The 21,469-nt window shown below is 46.3% G+C and carries 19 protein-coding genes and 2 pseudogenes; 10 read left to right on the forward strand and 11 right to left on the reverse strand.

Annotated elements, in window-relative coordinates:
• Nucleotides 1-154: 154 nt before the first annotated feature.
• The 3 genes from QUB61_RS22645 to QUB61_RS22655 form a co-directional block, all read right to left on the reverse strand.
• A complete protein-coding gene (locus QUB61_RS22645) occupies nucleotides 155-2,083 on the reverse strand; it encodes a DUF3685 domain-containing protein (RefSeq protein ID WP_333132319.1) in 1,929 nt (642 codons plus the stop codon).
• 47 nt (nucleotides 2,084-2,130) lie between these two features.
• A complete protein-coding gene (locus tag QUB61_RS22650) occupies nucleotides 2,131-4,344 on the reverse strand; it encodes a hypothetical protein (RefSeq protein WP_333132318.1) in 2,214 nt (737 codons plus the stop codon).
• A gap of 721 nt (nucleotides 4,345-5,065) precedes the next feature.
• Complete coding sequence (locus tag QUB61_RS22655) at nucleotides 5,066-5,530, reverse strand: Fur family transcriptional regulator (protein ID WP_333132317.1); 465 nt, start codon at nucleotides 5,528-5,530, stop codon at nucleotides 5,066-5,068.
• A 286-nt stretch (nucleotides 5,531-5,816) separates the two neighbouring features.
• On the opposite strand from QUB61_RS22655, the pseudogene QUB61_RS22660 reads away from it, so the two are divergent.
• Nucleotides 5,817-7,028: pseudogene (locus tag QUB61_RS22660) on the forward strand (RNA-guided endonuclease InsQ/TnpB family protein).
• A 38-nt stretch (nucleotides 7,029-7,066) separates the two neighbouring features.
• Here the strand turns inward: QUB61_RS22660 and QUB61_RS22665 are convergent.
• The 3 genes from QUB61_RS22665 to QUB61_RS22675 form a co-directional block, all read right to left on the reverse strand.
• The gene (locus tag QUB61_RS22665; RefSeq protein ID WP_445300222.1) at nucleotides 7,067-8,131 is read right to left on the reverse strand and encodes an Hpt domain-containing protein; all 1,065 of its coding nucleotides are present in this window, start codon (nucleotides 8,129-8,131) and stop codon (nucleotides 7,067-7,069) included.
• An 82-nt stretch (nucleotides 8,132-8,213) separates the two neighbouring features.
• Nucleotides 8,214-8,468, reverse strand: a complete 255-nt coding sequence (locus QUB61_RS22670) for a hypothetical protein (RefSeq protein ID WP_333132315.1) — start codon at nucleotides 8,466-8,468, stop codon at nucleotides 8,214-8,216.
• A gap of 205 nt (nucleotides 8,469-8,673) precedes the next feature.
• Nucleotides 8,674-9,897 carry a transposase gene (locus QUB61_RS22675; RefSeq protein WP_333132314.1) on the reverse strand — a complete coding sequence of 408 codons (1,224 nt, stop codon included), beginning with the start codon at nucleotides 9,895-9,897 and terminating at the stop codon, nucleotides 8,674-8,676.
• 39 nt (nucleotides 9,898-9,936) lie between these two features.
• On the opposite strand from QUB61_RS22675, the gene QUB61_RS22680 reads away from it, so the two are divergent.
• Both QUB61_RS22680 and QUB61_RS22685 read left to right on the forward strand, forming a co-directional pair.
• Nucleotides 9,937-10,134 (forward strand): hypothetical protein, encoded by a 198-nt coding sequence (locus tag QUB61_RS22680; RefSeq protein ID WP_333132313.1) that lies wholly within the window; start codon nucleotides 9,937-9,939, stop codon nucleotides 10,132-10,134.
• Between the two features lie 66 nt (nucleotides 10,135-10,200).
• Complete coding sequence (locus tag QUB61_RS22685) at nucleotides 10,201-10,884, forward strand: DUF1345 domain-containing protein (protein WP_333132312.1); 684 nt, start codon at nucleotides 10,201-10,203, stop codon at nucleotides 10,882-10,884.
• 76 nt (nucleotides 10,885-10,960) lie between these two features.
• Here the strand turns inward: QUB61_RS22685 and QUB61_RS22690 are convergent, their stop codons facing one another.
• The 3 genes from QUB61_RS22690 to QUB61_RS22700 form a co-directional block, all read right to left on the reverse strand.
• Entirely contained in the window at nucleotides 10,961-11,632 is a 672-nt protein-coding gene (locus QUB61_RS22690; protein ID WP_333132311.1) for a hypothetical protein, read from the reverse strand.
• Nucleotides 11,629-12,096 (reverse strand): type I restriction enzyme HsdR N-terminal domain-containing protein, encoded by a 468-nt coding sequence (locus QUB61_RS22695; protein ID WP_333132310.1) that lies wholly within the window; start codon nucleotides 12,094-12,096, stop codon nucleotides 11,629-11,631. Before QUB61_RS22695 ends, QUB61_RS22690 begins: the two co-directional genes overlap by 4 nt.
• A 133-nt stretch (nucleotides 12,097-12,229) precedes the next feature.
• Nucleotides 12,230-12,367, reverse strand: a complete 138-nt coding sequence (locus tag QUB61_RS22700) for a hypothetical protein (protein WP_333132309.1) — start codon at nucleotides 12,365-12,367, stop codon at nucleotides 12,230-12,232.
• 63 nt (nucleotides 12,368-12,430) lie between these two features.
• On the opposite strand from QUB61_RS22700, the gene QUB61_RS22705 reads away from it, so the two are divergent.
• The 4 genes from QUB61_RS22705 to QUB61_RS22720 all read left to right on the forward strand — a co-directional run bounded on the left by QUB61_RS22705 (nucleotide 12,431) and on the right by QUB61_RS22720 (nucleotide 14,690).
• Nucleotides 12,431-12,691: a sulfiredoxin gene (locus tag QUB61_RS22705; protein ID WP_333132308.1), complete on the forward strand. Its 261-nt coding sequence runs from the start codon at nucleotides 12,431-12,433 to the stop codon at nucleotides 12,689-12,691.
• 97 nt (nucleotides 12,692-12,788) lie between these two features.
• Nucleotides 12,789-13,340: a DNA starvation/stationary phase protection protein Dps gene (gene dps, locus QUB61_RS22710; RefSeq protein ID WP_333132307.1), complete on the forward strand. Its 552-nt coding sequence runs from the start codon at nucleotides 12,789-12,791 to the stop codon at nucleotides 13,338-13,340.
• 78 nt (nucleotides 13,341-13,418) lie between these two features.
• Nucleotides 13,419-14,123, forward strand: coding sequence for a helix-turn-helix transcriptional regulator (locus tag QUB61_RS22715; RefSeq protein WP_333132306.1), 705 nt, complete (start codon nucleotides 13,419-13,421; stop codon nucleotides 14,121-14,123).
• 240 nt (nucleotides 14,124-14,363) lie between these two features.
• Nucleotides 14,364-14,690: an STAS domain-containing protein gene (locus tag QUB61_RS22720; RefSeq protein WP_333132305.1), complete on the forward strand. Its 327-nt coding sequence runs from the start codon at nucleotides 14,364-14,366 to the stop codon at nucleotides 14,688-14,690.
• A 56-nt stretch (nucleotides 14,691-14,746) separates the two neighbouring features.
• On the opposite strand, the gene QUB61_RS22725 is transcribed toward QUB61_RS22720, so the two are convergent.
• On the reverse strand, nucleotides 14,747-15,883 hold the full coding sequence (locus tag QUB61_RS22725; protein WP_333132304.1) for a SpoIIE family protein phosphatase: 1,137 nt from the start codon (nucleotides 15,881-15,883) through the stop codon (nucleotides 14,747-14,749).
• A gap of 918 nt (nucleotides 15,884-16,801) precedes the next feature.
• On the opposite strand from QUB61_RS22725, the pseudogene iscB reads away from it, so the two are divergent.
• Both iscB and QUB61_RS22735 read left to right on the forward strand, forming a co-directional pair.
• Nucleotides 16,802-18,075, forward strand: a pseudogene (iscB, locus tag QUB61_RS22730) (RNA-guided endonuclease IscB).
• 87 nt (nucleotides 18,076-18,162) lie between these two features.
• A complete protein-coding gene (locus tag QUB61_RS22735; RefSeq protein WP_333132332.1) occupies nucleotides 18,163-18,633 on the forward strand; it encodes an anti-sigma regulatory factor in 471 nt (156 codons plus the stop codon).
• 268 nt (nucleotides 18,634-18,901) lie between these two features.
• Here the strand turns inward: QUB61_RS22735 and QUB61_RS22740 are convergent, their stop codons facing one another.
• Nucleotides 18,902-19,360, reverse strand: a complete 459-nt coding sequence (locus QUB61_RS22740) for a hypothetical protein (protein WP_333132303.1) — start codon at nucleotides 19,358-19,360, stop codon at nucleotides 18,902-18,904.
• Between the two features lie 186 nt (nucleotides 19,361-19,546).
• Between QUB61_RS22740 and QUB61_RS22745 the strand changes: the two genes are divergently transcribed.
• Entirely contained in the window at nucleotides 19,547-20,602 is a 1,056-nt protein-coding gene (locus QUB61_RS22745; RefSeq protein WP_333132331.1) for an IS630 family transposase, read from the forward strand.
• Nucleotides 20,603-21,469: the final 867 nt, after the last annotated feature.

A 21,469-nucleotide genomic window follows, 5' to 3' on the forward strand; every position in this document is an offset into this window, starting at 1 on the left:
CTCTAACAATATACCGAATCCGGCTTAAATACCCCGCTGATCTCTTAGTCGGCGTCGGCAGACTTCGTTTGTGTAGTAGCGGTTTTAACCGCCGAATGATCGAGGGGGTAAATAACCAGGATTTAGTATTATACCTAGAATATCCTGTAACTAATTAACCATTTTTCCCAAACTTGCTATCTTGCAAAGAATTACCAATCCCCTGGATAATTCCCCGCCCTATCAAACCAATTCCCCGCCCTATAACCTGAGTCAAAACGTAAACAACCCCAGCACCCAACAGGGAAATAACCGCGCGAACTCTAGGTGCGATCGCATCCCTGGTTTCCAGCAGCAAAGTCAAGGCTAACTGCCACCCAGAAAGCTGTGCTAACTCCAGATTTCTCGGAGCATAAATAGAAATTCTCTTAATTCCAGAATCGCCCAAAACAAACAGCCAAAACCTGCTTTCAAAAATAGCTTTCGGTTCCACAAAATAGCTATCCCAGCGATATCTCCACGACAAATTATTCCGAAACCGCTCAATTTCTCGTGTCGAAATCAACTTACCATCGTAAAAAATTTGCTTTATTTCTTCAATATTCGCCAAATTATTTAGTAGAGGCTGTACCACTCCGCTAGCAACTTGAATTGCCAAATTTTCTAACAAAGCTTCAGCTCGCTGCATCGCTTCCGGGCTGCCAGCAACACAAGAAATATTGTCAACTGTTAGAGGAATTTCAAATAGCAAATGTGCAAATAAATCAACTGTCATCGGTATTTTGTCAAGGATTTGTGCTGCAACTACATCAGCATCTGCCAGCAGCATCGGCACAACTTCTACACCGCTGCCTGCCGAGATATCAGCAGCGCTTCCCCCTTGACTTTCTGCCAGTTTCAAGCTTGTTTGACTGCCATCAAAAACCCGAGTTTCTCCCGTTTGCAGTGTATAGTATCTCCCAAAAAAATCTATGATTGTCGCCTCCCACAAATCCCGTAAAATAGCAGGCATTTTTTGCGACAATTGAGTTTGCTGCACTTGGGAAAAGCGCAATTCCTCCAGCAACTCCTCTAACTTCCGCAGGATGGAACTCATCAATTCGCGCTTTTTGGTCGATCGCAAAATATCGATTTCCAAAGGCAAGCCAGTCAAATTCACCAAATCAACCTGCAATTTACCCGCAGCCGAGTCAAACAAGCTACCTTGCCAATTAGTTGCAACCACCAAAGATTCAGCCGAAACTTGGGAATTCGCTAATTGCGATTGAGAATTATTTAACAAATTCTCGCCTCTAATTTCTTCTTTCTCCCCTCTGCCTTCTCCCCTCTGCTTTCTGCCGAATGCCTTCTCCCCTTTTCCTTCAAATAATAACTGACTGACAATCCAGCGAGCTGCCAGCAATTCTCTGCGGCGCCCGCTGAGTACAACCCCATCTAAAATAGAGGGGAAATCTGTCGGATATGCCGCTTTAATCTCTTGCAAATCAGCTTGGACAACCGCCAAAGTTGCATCTATTTCCCGCAGTCCAGAAAGACAAAAATAAGCCAGCATTTTTTTGTGTACTGGCGTATCAACTGTCGAATTATCTGCATTTTTATCTGCAATTGCTGCGGAGTTTTCTACTGTTTGAACAACCGCTGCATTTAGTTCTATTTCCGGGTTAGTTGCCGCATCCGTCGCCCAATAAGTGCGACCAGATGCCACCGCGCGAATAGCTTCGATTGTCAAGGAAATATCTCTACCTTTAGGACAATAGCCATTCGCGCCCGCAGCCTGTACCTGGGCCAACAGCTCCGGTGTCAGCGGCCCGCCTAGCAGCAACAGGGGCAGGTTGGGGTACAAACTTTTGAGTTGGCGACAAAAGGCCAGGGCCTCTGTTTGGCCCGATCGCAAATTTAAAGTCTCAACAGCCAAAATTCCCAAATCTGCGGGCTTCTTGGCTGGTCCAGAGCCGATCGAGCGAGCTTCTAGAATCCGCAAAGCCTCGGTTCCCCTTGAAAGCTCTGCGACAACTTCCAAGTCTGGATACTGCTCGATCGCAACTCGCAGCCCCAGCCGGAAAATCGGGTCGCCATCGATCGTCAGCACTTGGAAATTACTCACTTGATTTTAGATTTGAGATTTTAGAGACCGATCGCGCCAAAACCCAATTACTCGGGTATCAAATTACCATCAGGAGGCCCAGCCGATTCAGGAATCGAGGGCGGCGCGGGTTCCGGAGCCGCAGCCGGAGGAGGAGGTTCCGGAGCCGGGGCCTCTTGTCTCGCGGGCGGATAGTAAGGTTCCGGCTCCCTTGCGGGCGGATAGTAAGGTTCCGGCTCCCTTGCGGGCGGATTATAAGGTTCCGGCTCCCTTGCGGGCGGATAGTAAGGTTCCGGCTCGGGAGCCGGGGCCTCTTGTCTCGCAGGCGGATAGTAAGGCTCGGGAGCAGGAGCGTACTCCTCCTGCGGCGGAGGAGGCGCGTACTCCTCCTGTGGCGGAGTCGGTGCGTACTCCTCCTGTGGCGGAGCTGGCGCGTACTCCTCTGCGGGAGCTGGCGCGTACTCGCGAGCAGGCTCCGGCGGCGGTGCAGAGTTGGCTCTAAGTTCGGCACTCCAGCGCCCGATCGCACCTGCCGCCTCTGAATACAGCGCCCTACCGTAACCGATTTGGGAAGCCGTATCGATCGCCGCTCCTAGACTGCCTTGAGACGCCAATTCCGAAGCTCGATCCAGAATCGGTCGGTCTTGAGCAACTTGCAGTTCGCTCACCCACTGATAGAGATTATCCTGAGCTTTGGCGTACAAAGTCCTACCGCTCTTAATTTGCGAAGCTTTTTCAATAGCAGCGCTAAGTTTTCCTTGCTTGGCCAAGGCGATGGCTTCATCCAAAAAAGGCTGATCTTCAATAACTTCTATGCGTTTTGTCCACTGAGCCAAGAGAGTTTGCGCTTCTATCCTGCGGGGGCGCTTTTGAGCAATCAGAACTACCTGAGCGATGGCGCCCTTGAGTCCTTCAACCGTTTGCGGTTCTGCCAACTGCTTCGCCAGAGTCAGAAAAGATTGGTCTTCTATCCGCTCAATTTCCCGGCGCCAAGCTGCCACCAAAGTTTGAGCGTGAACCCGCCGCGGCTGCTTGAGCCCGATGGTTTGCGCTTGCTCGATCGCGAGTCCAAACGTCCCTATCTGACCGAAACTCGCGATCGTACTCGCCACTTGCAGCCGGAGCAAATCTTGAAACTGCACCTGCAAATTTTCAATTTGAACTTGAGCTTGCTTGTACAGAGGGCGACCCGGAGCAATTTGGCTAGCAGCCCCCCGCCCTTCCAGCAAGCTAAAAATGTGTTGCGCCAGCGGTGTTGATATCGACTGGTTCCACGTCACTGCCTGAGCCCTACCCAACTGCATCAAATCTTGAGCTTCCGCAAACAGCGGCGAATCCTGCGGCACCACAGAAGCAGCCTCGATCGCCCCCGGCAGGTCTTTCGCCCCCAACCGCTTAGTAGCCATTGCCAGCAAAGTCCGGCTCCAGCCCTCAATTTCCTTCTCAGCTTTAGCGCGGGCAAAAAGCTGCGAGTCAATTTTGCGAGCCAGGACGATCGCCTCTGCAAACTTTTGCGGAGTTCCGTCCTGCGCCAAATCTCTAGCCTCTTGCAAGCGCTGCCAGCCGTTTCTTTCCAAAGAAATCTGCTGGATCAGCTCGTTGTAGCGCTTCTGACTCCAGAAAACATTTTCCAGCTTGAACAGAGCTTGAGCATAATCCCAGGCCTTCCTTAAATCCTCACTTTTCAAAGCTGCTAGGGCTGTATCGTAGAGTTTTTGGCCCTCCTGCCAATTTTTTTCCCAAGCAGTAACAGCCTCCTGTACCTCTGGGTAAGAAGGACTGGTTTTCGGAATTTTCGCCACAATGTCCAGAGCGCCTTTCAAATCGCCCACTTCAATTTTTGCCCTGGCAAATCCCAGAATGGCTTTCGACCATTCTCCTATCAAATGTTGACCCTGCGAGTATAGCGGATGTTCTTTCGGCCAAGCCTGCACCAGTGTCATTGCCGATTCTAGCTGTTCTAGCTTGCCCGACTTAGCTGCTTGTTGAGCGCAGTAAAGTCGCTCTCCATCAGCCGCCAACGGCGACAGTTGCTGGCAATTGGGCGGCGGCGGCATCGTCAGCAACCACAGAAATGCAGCGGCCCCCGTTACTCCAAATCCCACCAGGAGACTCAGCCAGATAAGTTGCCACTGCCAAAAAGTTCTTTTTCCCTCGGTCGGCCCGGCCGTTACTGAGGAACTCGCATCGCCTGTCGCCTCTGCACTGAACTGTGCGGTCGGTTTGGGGGATGGGTTGTATTGCGGTGGTGTGTGGAATTGGTCAGATTGTCGTCTCGCCATTACTTCAGCCTGTCCTGTAATGCGCACTCTTCACGTGACACTCCCACATCAAATCATAGATTGTGATGTCGGCTTCTGACTCCTGTTAAGGAGATCGAGAACTTCCTTCAAGGTACTGGCAATCTTTCCCTCTAGGGCGTTTTATAGTGAGGTTCGTGTCTGACCCCACTGTTGGCTTCCGAGCATTTTCGGCTCAAGAAGCACGTAAATCATACCAGTTATCAAACAGTTATTCACAGATCCCGGGGCCGTTTAGCAAAAAAAACAGTATAAAGCCCCCGTCAGTCGCTCAATTTTAGATTTTAGATTTTAGATTTTAGATTTGACTCCGCAGATAAATTTGGAGCGGCTTAAGTGAGGTCTAATACTAAATTTGGGTCAGAAATCCCCTTTATTAAGACTCAGCGCTTGAAAGCGCAACTACACAAAACAAACTTTCGTCCACTCCCAGCGGACTAAAAAATCCAGGGGGTACTAAAGCCGGATTCCTTCTAAACTCTTACGTGTAGCGGGTAGAACTGATTTTTTGGGTTGAGTCGTAAATTTTATTCCCGATCGCCAAACTTGGCGATCGAGTTTCACTCTTCACGCTCTGTGCCGAATTCCGGTGCGCTACAGCAAAAAGCCCGATCGAGCGCAGCTAAATACTTGAATCATTTTATACGATTGACAGGCCGAGCAAAAATATCGGTTTTGCTTCCAATAGTCGCTGCTTTATCGGTTACGAAGCTTTTGGCGTATCGCTGACACTCGATCCTTCGGTTGCGGACTCTGCCGTTCGATATCCGTAGAAATCTATCCGGTAGTCTACAATTCTGACACCTGTTTGCTGTTGGATTTGTTCGATCAATTCGATCGGCAGTTCCACATGAACGTCCAGAATCTGAGCCGTATCAAGACAGTTGACGTGAGAGTGAGAGTCGCTGACATTGCCGTACAAGCGTCCCTCCGAGCGTTCTATGCACTCAATAATCCCTTCTCTCGACAAAGCTTCTAGATTTTGATAAACAGAAGTATGACCGATCGAATGCGCTTGTTTGTTCAGGCGATCGTAAATTTCGCGAGCCGAGAGGTGTTCTTTTGCCTCCCACAAAAGTTCTAGAATAAATCGACGCTGGCGGCTCAAGCGCATTCCCATCGCCTGACAGCGGTTTAAAGCATCTTCTAATGAACGAATTGGTTTCACAGCTACCGCCTTATAAAGCCTGATCGATTTTTAATTCTGGTACAATATTGCACGCCCACATATCCACTAATTCTAACGCAGGGTTGCCCAACTGTAGAAGGTAGAGGGCAAAAATCTCGAAGGAGTGATTTTTTTCGAGTTGCTGCTCAACTCATGCTGCCAGCACCCTCCCGAAAATTATCCCCCTCAGAAATATTGCTTTGACCAAAAAATGGGTTTCAAGCCTCGCCCATAAGCGGGCGACTTTTTTGTGCTAGACTCTTGCCGTAGAGTTTTTCCACGTCAAATGATCGTTCTGGAATTTAAAGTCAAAGGAAAAACAACTCAATACGCTGCAATAGATGAGGCGATTAGAACGGCTCAGTTTGTCCGCAACAAGTGCATCCGTTACTGGATGGACAACAGAGGCATTGGGCAGAAAGAGCTTTATCGCTACAATACAGCGCTGAGGGCTGAATTTCCGTTTGTCAAAACTTTGAATTCCCATGCTTGTCAAGCCTCGGTTGAGCGGGCTTATAATTCAATTGCTCGGTTTTACGACAATTGCAAGCGCCAGGTTCCCGGTCAAAAAGGCTATCCAAAGTTTAAGAAAAACTTTCGTTCAGTTGAGTACAAAACTTCGGGGTGGGCGCTTTCTGAGACGCGCAAGCAAATTACCTTTACCGACAAAAAGGGTATTGGCAAGTTGAAACTGAAAGGGACTTGGGATTTAAACTTCTACCAAATAGACCAAATCAAGAGGGTGAGATTAGTTCGCCGTGCTGACGGTTACTACGTCCAATTTGTAATAAGGCTCGATTTCCAGGTCGATACAAATTCCACAGGTAGAACAATCGGTTTAGATGTTGGACTCAAAGAATTCTATACCGATAGCAACGGTCATAGCGAACCGAACCCTAGATTTTACAGAAAAAGTGAGAAGCGGTTGAAGTCTCGACAGCGCCGGGTTTATCGCAAAAAGAAAGGTTCTACCAATCGAAAGAAAGCCATTAATCGATTAGGGCGAGCACACCTCAAAATAAGTAGGCAGCGTCAAGAACACGCTAAGAAAATAGCACGTTGCGTAATCCAATCTAACGATTTGGTCGCCTAGGTCGACTTGAGGATTAGAAACCTGGTTAAAAACCATTGTCTTGCCAAGTCGATTAATGATGTAGGTTGGTATCAATTCAGGAAATGGTTAGAGCATTTTGGAATTAAACTTGGGAAAATAACGGTAGCTGTTAACCCTGCGTACACTACTCAAAACTGCTCTAACTGTGGCACGGTCGTAAAAAAATCTCTATCTACTAGAACCCACATTTGCGAATGCGGACTTGAATTAGATAGAGATTGGAATGCGGCTAGAAATATCCTGAATCTAGCCTTGGGTACTACAGGTCATGTAGGAACCTGGATCTTAAATCCGAACGCTTCGGGAGATTCGACCTCTACTCAGGCTGGAGAAATCTTGTCTGGGCAAGTTGAGTCAATGAACGAAGAATCCTCACGCCTTTAGGCCCAGGAGTGTCAATCTATCTTCTACTGCCAAAACTCCTAGTTCGAGGATTTAATGGCGTGAACCAGTAACTTGGCGATTTCCGAGAGTTGCTTTTTGTTGAAAGTTTTGAGCAAAAGGTTGACTACCGCCTTCGGTTCGGCGGGAAGTGCTACTTGCTTCGACGCTGCTGCTGGGGCTGCTGGGGCGCTTGCCTCTGCTGGTTTTGGGCTTGCTGCCAAAAGTAGCAAATTTTTACTCGGAACGATCGCCTTGGCTTTCCCCCCTTGCACCAAATCCCCAGCTTCCTTGAGTTCTTTGATAATCAGCGGAGCTAAGACTTTATAAGAATTTTTGGGATTAACGATCGCCGCTCTAGCTGTTTTAACTAAATTTTGCCAAGTCTCAATTTTACCTCCCAACTTATAGAGGCGAACGCACACAGCCGTCAACTCAGAGCGACTAGCAGCCGATTCTTTCTGCTTGAACACCTGCAACATTTCTTTAAGTAAAGTCATCACTTCAACAGCAAAATTCGCCGGTACAGCGTCCGCTGTTGGAGTGGCGGGCGCACCAGACCCAGCAGCAACCGCCTGCTCTTTGCCCGATGCCAATTTATCGAGGTGAGTTTCCAGTTGAGCAAAAAGAGGCATCACCTCCTGCACGAGTTTTTCTCCCTCTTCATTCCTCAAGCCGAAAGGCCCCTCCAGTCGCCCCAGCAAGTCCTTAAGCGTATCAACTCCCCTTAAAAATAGCGATTCTGCCGTTTGGTCAACCTGCTTGACGGGCCCGTCCTTGAGCACCTTAAAACAATCTTCCAGGCGGTGAGCGGTTGTTTTAATACTATCTAAGCCGAGCATAGCCGCCCCTCCTTTCACGGAATGGGCGGCTCGAAACATCTCTTGGACGCTTTCGGGGTCTTTCATCGTGGACTTTAAATCCACTAAACCATTTTCTAGAGTATCGAGGTGCTCCTTAGCCTCCTCTATAAACAAACGCATTATTCGGTCTTGCTGATCTGACACGACAGTCCTCCTAACAATCTCAGCACCCTCCAGAAAGCACCCTCTTGGCGGGAGAAAACGCGACTCCTGGCTACAGTCGGAAGCTCCCATCCAAAACATTCTAGCCTGCCTCAGCTAGCAGACTCAAAATACAGGTGTTGGGGCAATCTTAGCTCTAAAACTGGTGCGGTGGAGATTGAGTCTAGAGTTCTGAGGGAGTATCTGGAGCAATTTCAATGCCCATTCCTTGTTTCATCATCTGCTGATCCGTAATCAAGTCGCTTAATTCCTTGACTTCGACGCCGATGTCTTGGCAAGCCTGTTTCAGTTCCCGCTCGAAGGTGTTGAGGTCGCCTCCGTAGCCGCAAAGCTTCGCGGCTGTGGCGATTCCTTGTTGGGCGTTAGCTTTGGCGCAGTCGATCAATTCAATGCCTTTGAGCGGTTGGGAGGATGCCATAATTTCAAGCCACAATTTATCTTTTGTCCCACTCTACCTAGAACGTTGAGGTCGATCGATCTATCGAAAGGCATGAAAAATCCTGCCTGTGCTGCGTGTTGCCAATTCATACCTATTTTTTGGGAGTTCCTGCGAAGATGGCAGTAGTTGAGATTTTCTAACCGCTCATAGAAACCTAGTCATCTCTACTCAAAAGTAGACAAACCTAGACATCTACGTTTGTAATCTTAGTCCAAAGTCCTAAAACTATTGGGATAAACGGCAATCCCACTATCCCATCCATAAAGTTTGGGATTACTTTTCGCGCTATATTCATACTTCCATTGGTGTCGGCATTGATTGTCCTACCACTGTTCGTTTTGTATAAGCCGCGCTTAACTCGCTTGCCACTAAACACGGGTTTAACATCTGACTTAGTTTTGCGAACAGGCAACTCGTCACCGTCTAAAGCACTAGCTTTAGAAGTGTAACTTTCTTCGGTAATAGTTACTTCAATACCTGCTAATTGTGCTTTGTAAGCTAACAGCTTAATCAGTTGGGAGTGTGGTATTTGAGTGAACTCCTGATTGTGCTTTTTACCAATATTGATATCTTGCTTCCAGCCTCGATTGTTGCCGATAACTAATTGACCAATACCGTTTAACTGACACCAATCAATAACTCTACGGCTCACATTATGGAGATAATTATCAATCCGTTTACCGCGCTTGCTGTTGAGTTGCTTGACTTGCCTCCCAGCTGCGATTGATTGCGCTTTAGCTACTCGTTTATTGAATAATTGGTTGATACTTTTCAACGGTCTACCATTAATCAAAAGCGGTCTAATACCGGGATGATTGGATGTTATAGCCATCAAATTGTTTAAACCAAGGTCTACACCTGCAACATAACTGCCGTTTGATTTAGCAGGATCTTCAACTGTGTAAACAACTTCAATAACATAATGGTCAAGCTTAGGTACAATCCTTACTTGGTCTACATTTTTAGCGCGAGTCGGAAACTCAATATTACTTTGAGACAATTTAACAACACCTTTGAGCAAGGCTGGTTTTGATATTGCATCGATTGGGTAAACGACAATATTCCTGCCGCGCTCTTTATGCTTGTATCCCGGTATTCTAGGTTTCCCTAGGTACTTCTCAGGATGTTTTGACCAATCTTTTAATGCAGCTAGCCAACTTTTCCAAGCTTCAGAAACTCTACGCACAATCTGTTTGCTAACCTTAGTCGGTAGGTATCGATAAGCTTCTAAGTTCTTAGTTTGGTGGTAGATATCGATCGAATTGTAATACTTCTTGGTTTCAAAGAAATATTGACGCTGGACGTAATTAGCAGAGTTATAGAGATGTTTGGATTGCAATGCTAGATAGTCGCATTCTCGGCAAAATTTATGCTGTCTATCGATCGTGTGTTTTTCAACTAGCTGCATTTGACTCGAACGCTCAACTCTGTCATAGTCGTATCATATATGAGTAAGACAGGAGTTGTCAAGATGGCAGGCAAAAAAATCTATAACGAGTCGAAGCGTAGATTTACTATGACTTTGACAGAGACGGCTATTAAATGGTTAGAGGACAAGCAGTTAGAGCTTGGTGCCAACAGTCTCAGCGATGTCATAGAACGTATGGCACGAAAAAAACTCCCCAAAAAGAGTAGCAATGAATAGGTTTGTACAGGAATTTAATTACAGCATCTCAACCTTACTGTGCGTAAATTACACTAGATTATTACTGTGAAAAATGTTTCCCAATCTAAAATGCACTGGGTCTGGAGCGTCCGGCACCGCGTGTTTGTGTCTTTTCTCTTTGCTATGGCAGTTGCTGTGTTGCTGCCGCCTGACTATCTCCCCCTGACTCGGACGCTGTGCATTTGGAACGCGGGCGCCGTCAGTTTCCTGATTTTAACTTGGATGCTGATGCTGCAAGGCACTCCCGAAATGATGCGCCAGCACGCTCAGCAGTTGGATGCTGGCCGCTTAACAATCTTAAGCACGATCGTGGCAGCCGCTTGTGCTAGCTTGTTAGCCATTTTCTTCCTGCTGCGCGATACCAAAGGTCTGTCACCGAATTTGCTATTTCTGCACTTGGGGCTTTCTGTCCTAACAATTGTTGGGTCTTGGATGCAGGTACACACTATCTTCACCATGCACTATGCCCGCAGCTACTACAAAAACCGCAGCAAGCAGCACGGCAGTTACTTACAGGCGGGGGGTTTGGATTTTCCGGGCGACGAGGAACCAGATTACAAAGATTTTTTATATTTCTCCTTTGGTATTGGGATGACTTGCCAAGTTGCAGACGTGCAGATCACTTCTCGTTCCACGAGGTATCTCGTGCTTTTTCACAGCGTGCTCTCGTTCTTTTTTAACACCGCTATTCTGGCTATGAGCGTCAATATTATTGCTGGATTGAGTTGATAGGATTAAGTAGCAGTGGTATGATTTCGAGTATGATGCGAAAACTTTCATCCTAATAATAGTTAGGTGGTAATTGCTAAATAGAAGTAGTCCAACCATCGGGAAGCTCACTTACATCTTCTAGTAGGAAGTTAGCGTACACGAATATTCGGACATCATCGTAGAGATCGCTAAGAACACGTTTCCGGGCACCGCATTTGTCCCACGGTTGAAGATCGGAGTCTAGCTCACAGAAACCAACCCAGGGATGCCCCTCTGCCTGTAATTCTTCAGATTTAACTATCACAGCCGCCAAAACAGCTAAGTCATAGGGTTTAAGGGAGAGATCATCCATTGCACCGATAGATATTTGGCGCTCCAGCATTGGCTCTGAAAGCGGAAAGACGTTGAGACTAGGATGGTTCGCTAAGTCATTCAATCGTTCTGAAACTTTCGTCAGTTCATTTGCCACTAATCCATCAAATAGAGCAAATACCCGACGTGCTGCATCCGCATCCTCAGCGGTCACTCGACCTTCATCTGTTGCCCATCTCACAAATTTGCGTAAATCATCAGAGCGAGAGCGTGGGGAAAACCGCCGAGGTACGGTTTCACGTGCTTCTGTAAGGCATATTGCAGGCACATATAACTTAAAGTCACCAGCCTGAGCACGTTGGAACAACTGAATAGCCTGTGGACTTTGCAAGTGTGCTGGAGCAATAACATCCACTACCCAATTTGTTTCAACTAAAACTGCTTTGGGTTTCACTTTGCACTCTTACTCCATCTAGGACCAGCAGCCCTCACTTCCCCAATTCGGAGAAGGCTCATTATTGGTTCGCCCAGTAAGTTTCTTAGGTCATTTGGGAGGTTTTCCATACTAGCAGTCAGCTTCAGTTTCTCAAGCCATCGCTGAACTCGCGATTCAAACTCCATACCAGGGTTTGCTTTCCATTGCTCATCTGCAGGTGGTAGCAAAGAATCTGGAAGTTTCGCTTCACCAACTACATCAATTGACTCACCATTATACTTTTCTAAGGAGTCGCGGAGCAGAATTACGCGCTCTCCAGTTACGACAAGTCCAACTGAACAACCAATAGATGCCATATTGTTTTTAAGCTGTGCAATAACTTGAGGGTTGATACTAATGTCTTTGAGCTTTACCTCAACGATCATCAGATATTCCCCATCTTGGCTTGTCACAACAATATCTGGTTGGGATGTTTTTATCATGGCATTATATCGCAGCAAATTTATTTGCGATGCAGTAAATCAACGACTAGCCTAAGCTTTTCGTAACAAAATTATAACTTGAGGGCATTCAAATTAGGTCATTTAAACGTCAAGACACGGACAATCAATTGAGCTACCAAGTTGATGTTGATGGGACAGCAATTTTAATGCTGATTTTCCCACCCGCATTCGATCGCCCTCCATCCCCCGACACTACAGCAAACGGGCGATCGCACGCCCCCGTTCTGCCAATCTCAAAATTTCCTGACATTTTACTTGCCAAGTCGAAGTCATTACGAGTATGATTTAACAAGAAGCAAAACAGACCAACGCCATGAGGATCGAAGAAATACCCCTCAACCAGATTCGCCGCCCCCTGCCGCGAGTCAACGACCAAACCAAAGTAGCCGCCCTCATGGAATCCATCCGCGAGGTAGGTTTAAACGAACCCATCGATGTGCTAGAAGTAGATGGTCAGTATTACGGATTTTCCGGCTGCCACCGCTACGAAGCTTGCCAGCGTCTCGGTTTAGAAACTATCCGCTGTAAAGTACGCCGAGCTCCCCGTGCCGTGTTGCAGATGCACCGACGCTGAGCCTCTCAACAGAAATTCACCGCGCAGGCAAAGATTCGATCGCCCAAAGCTTTCTAATATATTCGATCGACAATCACTACTAACAAGCTAAAAACCTATGACAGCCAACAACCACAAACAACATCTTTACCCCACCCGCATCGATATGTCAGCCGCCACCCGCTCTCAAGTAGTCGGCCTGCTCAACGCCACGCTGGCAACGACTCTCGACTTAAAAACTCAAGTCAAGCAAGCTCACTGGAACGTTAAAGGCATGGACTTCTACCAGTTGCACTTGCTGTTTGACTCCATGGCAACAGAACTCGAAGAATACATCGATTTGGTTGCCGAACGGGTCACAGCTTTGGGCGGTTTGGCTGTAGGAACAGCCCGCGCTGCTGCAGCTGATTCGATTTTGCCAGAATTTCCTTTCGACATTGTAGACGGCAAAGAATACGTGACGGCTTTGGCCGATCGCTACGCGCCCTACGCCCAACACCTGCGAGTCGCCATCGACAAAGCAGCGGAATTCGGCGACGCCGATACAGCGGATCTCTACACCGAAATTTCGCGGGCAATTGACAAGCGTTTGTGGTTCCTAGAAGCGCATTTGCAAGGTTCTGCGATAACTGCAAAAGCCGCCGCCCCGGAAAAAGTAGGCGCAAAATAGCACACTTTCAATAATTGAACTTGCATCGGAATAAATTGCCAAACTTTTGTGGGGCGGGCCCAACAGCCCGCCCCAAAAATGTATTTCCTTAAGGCTCCTGACAGCTTAGGATCGAGAATATGTCCATTTATTAATTTGGATGAATTTTTCGTGGCAGCTAATATTCCAGATTATGCTCCTCAACTGCAACGCCTGATGCAACAGGCGGGGCTTTCGGGCGATCGAGAACTCAGCCAAAAAGCAGGAGTTTCCGAGATCCAGCTAAGTCGCCTGCGTCGCGGCTTAGCTTTGCAAACCCGAGCCGACATCCTGGTCAAAATCAGTCAAGCTTTGCAAATTTCCTTAACCGAACTGCTCGCAACCTTGGCGCCAGATTATGTAGAGTTAGAAAAGGCACCACCGACAGCCCTAGAACAAGAATATCAGCGCCTGCAAGCTTCGATCGAACAGCAGCGAGAATCTTTGATGCAGGAATTCCAGCTCTCTAGCGTGCAAATTTTAGAATCTTGGATGTTGCAGTGGCCGACTGCTGCGAGCAAAGCTCAGGAAAATCACAACTTGCGGGCTCAGAAACTACTGCCCTTGCTGCGGCCCGTCGAGCAGTTATTGGAGCATTGGGGAGTGGAGTCTCTCGCCCCAGTCGGAGCAGAGATTCCCTACAACCCTCAACAACACCAGCTTCTGGAAGGAAAAGCCCAGCCCGGAGATCCCGTCAAAGTCCGCTACACAGGCTACAGACAAGGCGACAAACTCCTCTACCGCGCCAAAGTTAGCCCTGTTTGATTAATAGCAGAAGGCATTCGGCAGAACAAAGATTGTCCCTCTCTCAAAATTCACTCCATGCGTTGCGCTGCGGCTCTCCTGGGCGTTGCGAGGCGCGACGATCGCCATCTCTTGCACTCAAAACTCTTCTCCCGCTCGAGCGGCTCTGACACTTTCCCCCTCTTTTATTTGGATCGGAGTCCATCTCGCAGCTATACTAGCCTAGTCTGGCTAGAAATTCTGACATTCCCACCGCAAAATATGAGTCCTGTAGTTAAAATTATTCAGCCCTCTGGCATTTTAGACGGCACCAAGGCAAGTCAATTCCGCCAAGAGATTAGCGACCTAGTGGAAGCGGGAGCCAATACGGTATTGATAGACTTCACTGATGTGACATTTATGGATAGTTCTGGTTTGGGCGCTTTAGTCTTGGCGCTCAAAACAGTCCGGGCCGCTGGGAGTCAATTAGTTGTCTGTTCTATCAACGAGCAAATCCGCATCTTATTTGAACTCACCAGCATGGATCGAGTTTTCGAGATATTTGCGACCCGCGAGGCTTTTAATAGCAAAATTCCTTCAAGTAACTAAATCTTTTGGCTGCTGCCTTCTTGCTATTTGGTCGCAGATGCGCTGCCAGAAGTCAGCTAGCCAAAGTTTACCTTGAGTAAAGACCAATCATCATCAAAAACTGCTTTAGCGTTCAAGTTTTGAATGTAGTTCAAAACTAGCTCTAACTGGTCGGCACTTGCACCGTTGTAAGCTGCTAACAGGTCGATGAAAGGGTCAAGCCCCCAGATATTGCCGTCAGGTTGGTGGATCTCGTATACCCCGTCGCTAAAGATGTAGAGAGTGCTCAAATCCTCGACATCGCAGCAATTATCGACATAGGGGGCGTCGGGGAACATCCCGACCGGCATTCCGGGGGTTTTTAATCGCTGGATTTTAGCAGTGCTCGCAGGGGACTGGGAAATCAACACCGCCGGTGGATGGCCGGCGCTGGCATAAACGAGCTGGCGAGAACTGCGGTTGTAAACGCCATACCAGATGGTGAAATACTTGTCATTTTGGTAGCTCATCTGGAAGGTGGTGTTGAGGGCCCGCAAAACGTCGCTGGGTTTGTAATAGTCTATGTTGGGGAGCGCGCGCGATCGCAGCAAATTCAGCACGGCCACAGAAGGCAGCGCCGCCCGCAAACCGTGACCGGCTACGTCGAGCAAGTAAATCGCCAAATAATCGGCATCTAGCCAGTTGTAGTCGAAGCAATCTCCCCCCAGCTGCCGGGAGGGAATGAATTTTGCCTCGATGGTGATAGGTTCCGTCATCGGATCTGGGAGTAGCGATTGCACGTACTCCGCCGCCTCAGCTAACTCTGCTTCCAGACTTTGCTTGGCAATTTTTAAATCTCGGCTGAGTTGGTGCAGCCGCAATCCGGCGCGTACTCTCGCCTGTAACTCGTTGAGTTCGATCGGCTTCGAGATAAAATCGTCGGCACCGGCGTCGAGCCCTTTGACTCGATCGGCGATCGAACCCAAAGAAGTCAACAAAAAGAATTGTGTAGTTGACAGCTCCGGATCTGCCTTAACTCGACGGCAGACATCTATGCCTGTCAAGCGCGGCATGATCCAATCGCAAATTATCAAGGCCGGACGCAATTTTTGCGCCTGGGCTACACCGTCTTCGCCATTACTTGCTACTGTCACTTCGTAACCCTGTTTTTTCAGGGTTCTTCTCAGCAGTTCTTGAACAGCCGTATCATCGTCAATAACCAGAATTTGAAACATGGGCACTCAGGTACTACAAGTCTTTCAAGGTCTGGGGGTCAGTGAACAAACCTGACGGTCAACTCGTACCGTTAGACGGCAGGCTTCTTTTTCCCTCAAGGGCAGGGCTTTTTTGAGTGACGTAGAACCACCGCCACTTTCTTCATTACTGTTTCAACGTGCCAGAAAGTACATTGAAAATCAGGATGCTCCCGAAATATAATTGGTTCGCGAGCCAACAAAGAGGACCGCCACGCCTTTGAGCCAGAGGCGTGGATTCGGGGTAAGTAAGACGCCAGCGCCTCGTTTAACTCCCCTCTAAATACACGCCTTGGACGAACCGGCTGATAGTTAAAAATATATCCTGTCAGCGCGCTGGTCTGAGATTGAGTATAGTCTATTGACATCGCTTTCGAGGTAATTGCTTTTGACAGCGGGTCGTTGAGTTCAATTTACCTTGAAATTTGATGTAAATTTGGGCGCGATCGAACTTCACTCAGTTTATACTCAGAATATAAATTTTTATAGACTTTTATTTTCTACAGGCGCTGGTTGACATGGAACTGCTATTTATGGTATCCTAAAAAACCAATTAGTGGATTTGATATTGAAAAACTAGCAGCAAAAGCTAGTATCTTCAAATTCCAATTCAATTTTTCCTTGTTTTATTTTGTCCGAGACCGATCGAAAACTTCAGTGGCAAGGGCGTCAGCAACCCCGGTCACTAGACAGGGGGCTTCAGGCGACTAACGTCTTTGCCCTAGCTGACCAGACTATCCGTTTAGGGCAAGAGTTAAAGACCCACTTCAGGATGCTTGCTAGTCTTGAACACTGGAACCGAACGATTAAACAGGCTTATGCGTTAAACCAGTGTCGTTTGGATAGTTACCGACCCTAAACAAAGTCGAAGCAAACTTTACCCGCAAGGAGTAAGCAGCAATGCAAAACTACGTATTGGTGATCGATCAAAATAAACAGGCTCTTAATCCAATACCCCCAGCACGAGCAAGGGAATTGCTGACCAAACAAAAAGCTGCTGTGTTCAGAATGTACCCGTTTACCATCATTTTGAAACACGTGGTGGGCAACCCATCTCCTAAACCATTAATCATCAAGCTTGACCCCGGCAGCAAATTCACGGGCATGGCAATTTTAGATGGAGAAAACGTCATCTGGGCGGCAAGGTGGGAAAATAGAGCATGGCAAATCAAAAATACTCTTGAATCTAGACGATTATTGCGCCGTAGTCGTCGTAATCGTAAGACTCGGTATCGTCAATCCCGTTTTGATAACCGTAAACGTCCTACTGGATGGCTACCTCCATCGTTAATACATCGTGTCCTCACGATTGAGACTTGGGTAAAACGGCTTTGCCGTTATGCACCTATTACTCAGATAGCTATGGAATTGGTCAAGTTCGATACTCAAAAACTCCAAAACCCAGAGGTTAACGGTGTAGAGTACCAACAAGGTGAACTCGCGGGTTACCAAGTCCGGGAGTATTTGGTGGAAAAGTGGGGGCGTAAATGTTCTTACGGCGACTCTGAAGGCTTACCGCTCCAAGTTGAACATATTCATCCAAGGTCTAAGGGTGCTAGCAACCGAGTCAGCAACTTAACTCTTAGTTGTGAACGGTGTAACATCAAGAAAGGGACTAAGCCTGTTAAAGAGTTTCTCACAAAAAACCCTCCAAGATTAGAGAAGATTCTTCAGCAAGCTAAACAACAGCTAAAAGACGCTGGGGCAGTTAATTCAACCGGTTGGGCGCTGTTTCGGACTTTGAAAAATATCCTACCCATAACTACAGCGACGGGAGGACAAACCAAATATAACCGGACAAGGGTTAAGCTACCCCAACAACACTGGATTGATGCCGCTGGTGTTGGAGAAATAAAAACCATTAAGCTAGTAACCCAGCAACCATTACGCATTAAGGCTACTGGATGGGGAACCCGTCAAATGTGCGGTACTGACCCATACGGATTCCCTAGTCGTCACCGCGAACGCAACCTGATTCACTTTGGTTTCAGAGCCGGCGATCTCGCCAGTTCTGTTGTTACGAATGGCAAGAAAGTAGGTGAATACGTTGGCGTGTGCTGTGTGGTAAAACAGGCAGTTTTGATATTGCCACGCGACGCGGCAGGGTATCCGGCATTAGCCACAGATTTTGTACGCCAATTCATCAAAAGGATGGTTACTCCTATGCGTTTTAGGAGATATGGACGGTGGTTAAAACCGCTCGCGCCGGAATTCCTCCCTCCTCTAAAGAGAGAGGGCTTCCAGACTTCCGGGAGGTTCTGGTGATTGAATTAAAAAATTCCGAAAAGTTGCCAATGCTCAAAAAAGCGGATCTTCAAGTCAATACCGGTCTGAATGGATTAGGCTGGGTTTTATCGTGGTTTTCACAATTGTATGACTCGCGAATTCCTACAAGTGTGTGGATACGGTGTCAGTTGGTTTTGGCTGAGAGCTTTACGAATGCCGTTCGTCACGCCCACAAGGGCAAACCGCCGGATTGGCCCGTGGAAATTGAGGTTGCGGTGTACGCTGAATCTTTAGAGATGAGAATTTGGGATTGGGGCGAACCCTTTGATTTAGAGCAAAAAATCAAAGATATGTCGGAACAAACCGATATTGACTCTCCAGGCGGGCGGGGTCTAAAATTGATCAAAGACATCGGAGACAGTATTAGTTACGAGAGAACGGCTGATGGACGGAACTGTTTGTCGATCGTCAAAAATTATTCGCCCTGTCTCAACGATCGAAAATAACACTAATATTTTTAGCGGCTAAGGGTTGAGGGTAGCTCCTCAACCCTTCCCTAAGAAGCCTGCGTGACTGTTAAGTTGCGTAGCAGTTTATTATATTTAGATTTGACTGCTTCCCTAGATACTGGGAATTCCCATAGCATCGGTATTTCCCCCATTAACTTGTTGCCAAAGTGTGGTATAGATTCCTTGACGGGGTGACAACAAGAGTCAAAACATAGATAAAATCAAGGGCATAGCCCTCAGACCCCTCTGAAAAAATGGTAGCTTATTACGCCTTATATCGCCTGCACTCGTTAACACGACCGATGTATTTCTGAAGTCCCATTTGCTTGAGCTTGTGTCCTTGTAAAATCGCACAACTATAAGCCAAAGCTATTAATAAAATCAAAGTGTTTAGGCGCTCGTCGCCCGCGTGACTTTTTTCAAGATTATAGCCTCCTGTTTTACAGTCCTTAAACATTGCTTCAATACCACTGGGACATTTAAAGGCTGTTATAGCTTGTTCTAATGTGCCTATATTGGTGAGCAAATACCAGCCTTCATCTTCACCACGATTTCGATATTTGCGCTGCCAATAACCGACGATATCAAAATCCCCAAATCCTTTTTGCTTTGGGACTTTAACTGCCCTCAAATAAAAGCTCGTCCCTGGTACTAAACCACACTCACTCAACCGCTTAAATTCCTCTCCTTCTTCTTTGATATACCGCCCCTGTTTAACTCTCAAAACAAACCTTACGTTCTTTTCACACAGCTAGCTTGCTAATACCATTTCCCTAAAAATCTGCTACAATGACCGGAGAATTTGAGGACTGTTGCATGAAAGTAAATTACCAAGAAAGAATTGATTTAAGCGTTGGAGAGTTAAAAATAATTTTGTCGAAACAGCGAACGATAACGCGCCCGGAAAAAAATTCAGGCACTTTATTGGTTAAAAGCGGGATATAGTCAAAGCCTTACAGATGTAGCTGAACGTTTAGGAGTACATAGAATTACTGTACATAGATGGTTAAAACAATATAATGCTGGTGGTCTGGCATCACTATTAAAAATACGACAATCAACTGGTAGACCCCGAGTAATTCCAACCGCCGTAATCGCCGGAATATCCAAAAAAATAAGTGAGGAATCCTGTGAATTTAAGAGTGACAAACAAATTGTGACCTGGGTAGAAGAAAACTATCAACTATCAGTTAAATATCAAACATTACACAAGCAACTACACTATCGAATGAAAGCAAAATTAAAAGTACCCAGGCGTTGTAGTAAAAAAAAAGATGTTTCAGCAGCTATCGAGTTAAAAAAAAAACTAAAAAATTTGCTCAAAACAGCTCTGTGGTTAGAGTCTACCACCCCAAACCCAGCAAAAAAAGGACTCAAATATTGGTGTCAAGATGAAACTAGACTTGGCTTAAAAACGATTGAAAGAAAAAAAATTACAGCTTTGGGAATCAAACCAATAGGTAAAGTACAATGGAATTTTAAAGCCTATTATTTATATGGGGCAATCGCCCCACAAACAGGAGAAAGCTTTTGGTGGGAATTTTCACATTTAGATGGTGTATGTTTTCAAATATTCTTAGAGCAGTTAGCATCTAAATATCCGGAACATTTAAATATTGTTCAATTAGATAATGGGAGGTTTCATTATAGTAGCAGTCTCAAAATACCGGATAATATTTTACTAATTTTCCAACCACCATACAGCCCGGAATTGAATCCGATTGAGAGAGTATGGCACTATATAAAACAAGAATTGAGTTGGGAAATTTATGAGAATTTAGATGCTCTTAAAGAAAAACTTAGCACTTATCTTGAAGAATTTTCACGCCATGATAGCCAACCGTGGGTTAATTATCTTGAAAAATATGCTGAATCTGTGGAAGAGTTAATGAAGTTAACTCGTAATAAGCGTCACTTTTATCAAAAAGGTCTCAGGGCTAGAACCTTGCTCAGGCAAGGTTTATAGCTATATTTGTCACCCCCCCAGATAATTTTGAGGCAAATGATGGCTGGATTGACTGCAAACAGGGCAATTGGCTGTCGTTCTTTGTGATTTTATTACTAATATTAATGTTTCTCCTGTCTGTTTGTAATCTTCTACTATGACACCGGGTAAATTGAGAATATTTGTTATTAACTTGTTCATTATTTATTCTTTCGTCACAATTATCATGAACCTTTAACTAACATTTTAGCACAATAAGTACGGAAGAGCCTTTTTTCTTCGGAAATTGAGTTCTCAAAATATATTTAACTAGAGGAAACCAGAGATTCTCAATCTTGAGAATTGGTAACTTGAGAAATCTTTGAATCCCACGCCGTCGGCTCTCAAACGGGATTGGATAGGGCATCAATGTCGCCAGTGCCTCAATACTCACTTGTTTATGAGTTTGCAGTAAAAAAACTAAAATTGTTAGAGTTAAGTATTCGGTGTTTTTCAGTTGGCGTTGGAAACAAATTTGGTAATATGGAGGTAACATTTTTTACAGATGGGGCTTCTTGACAATAGTGACCCCATCTGTTTTTACCATAAATCGGTCTAACCCTCGTCACCATTGGGGTTTGACGGGGTTGTCACCCCGTCAAATAGATTCCTTTTTGTTGAATCAAATGTGTATGGCTAACCTGATACCACAACACTTCCATTTTCCCGCACAAACATCTTACCCCTATTTTGTCACTAAGCGGAATAAGAAAATAAAAATGGTTCTACCGAACCTAGTATGTAAAACTAACTAGCAAAATGCCAATGTAAGCAGGGTAAACGCATCTTAACTGGAACCCAAAATATGCTACAGTTAAATCCGACTACAACTCAATGTAGTTTGTTGTA

Source organism: Microcoleus sp. C2D2 (assembly GCF_036702495.1).
Lineage (GTDB): Bacteria > Cyanobacteriota > Cyanobacteriia > Cyanobacteriales > Microcoleaceae > Microcoleus.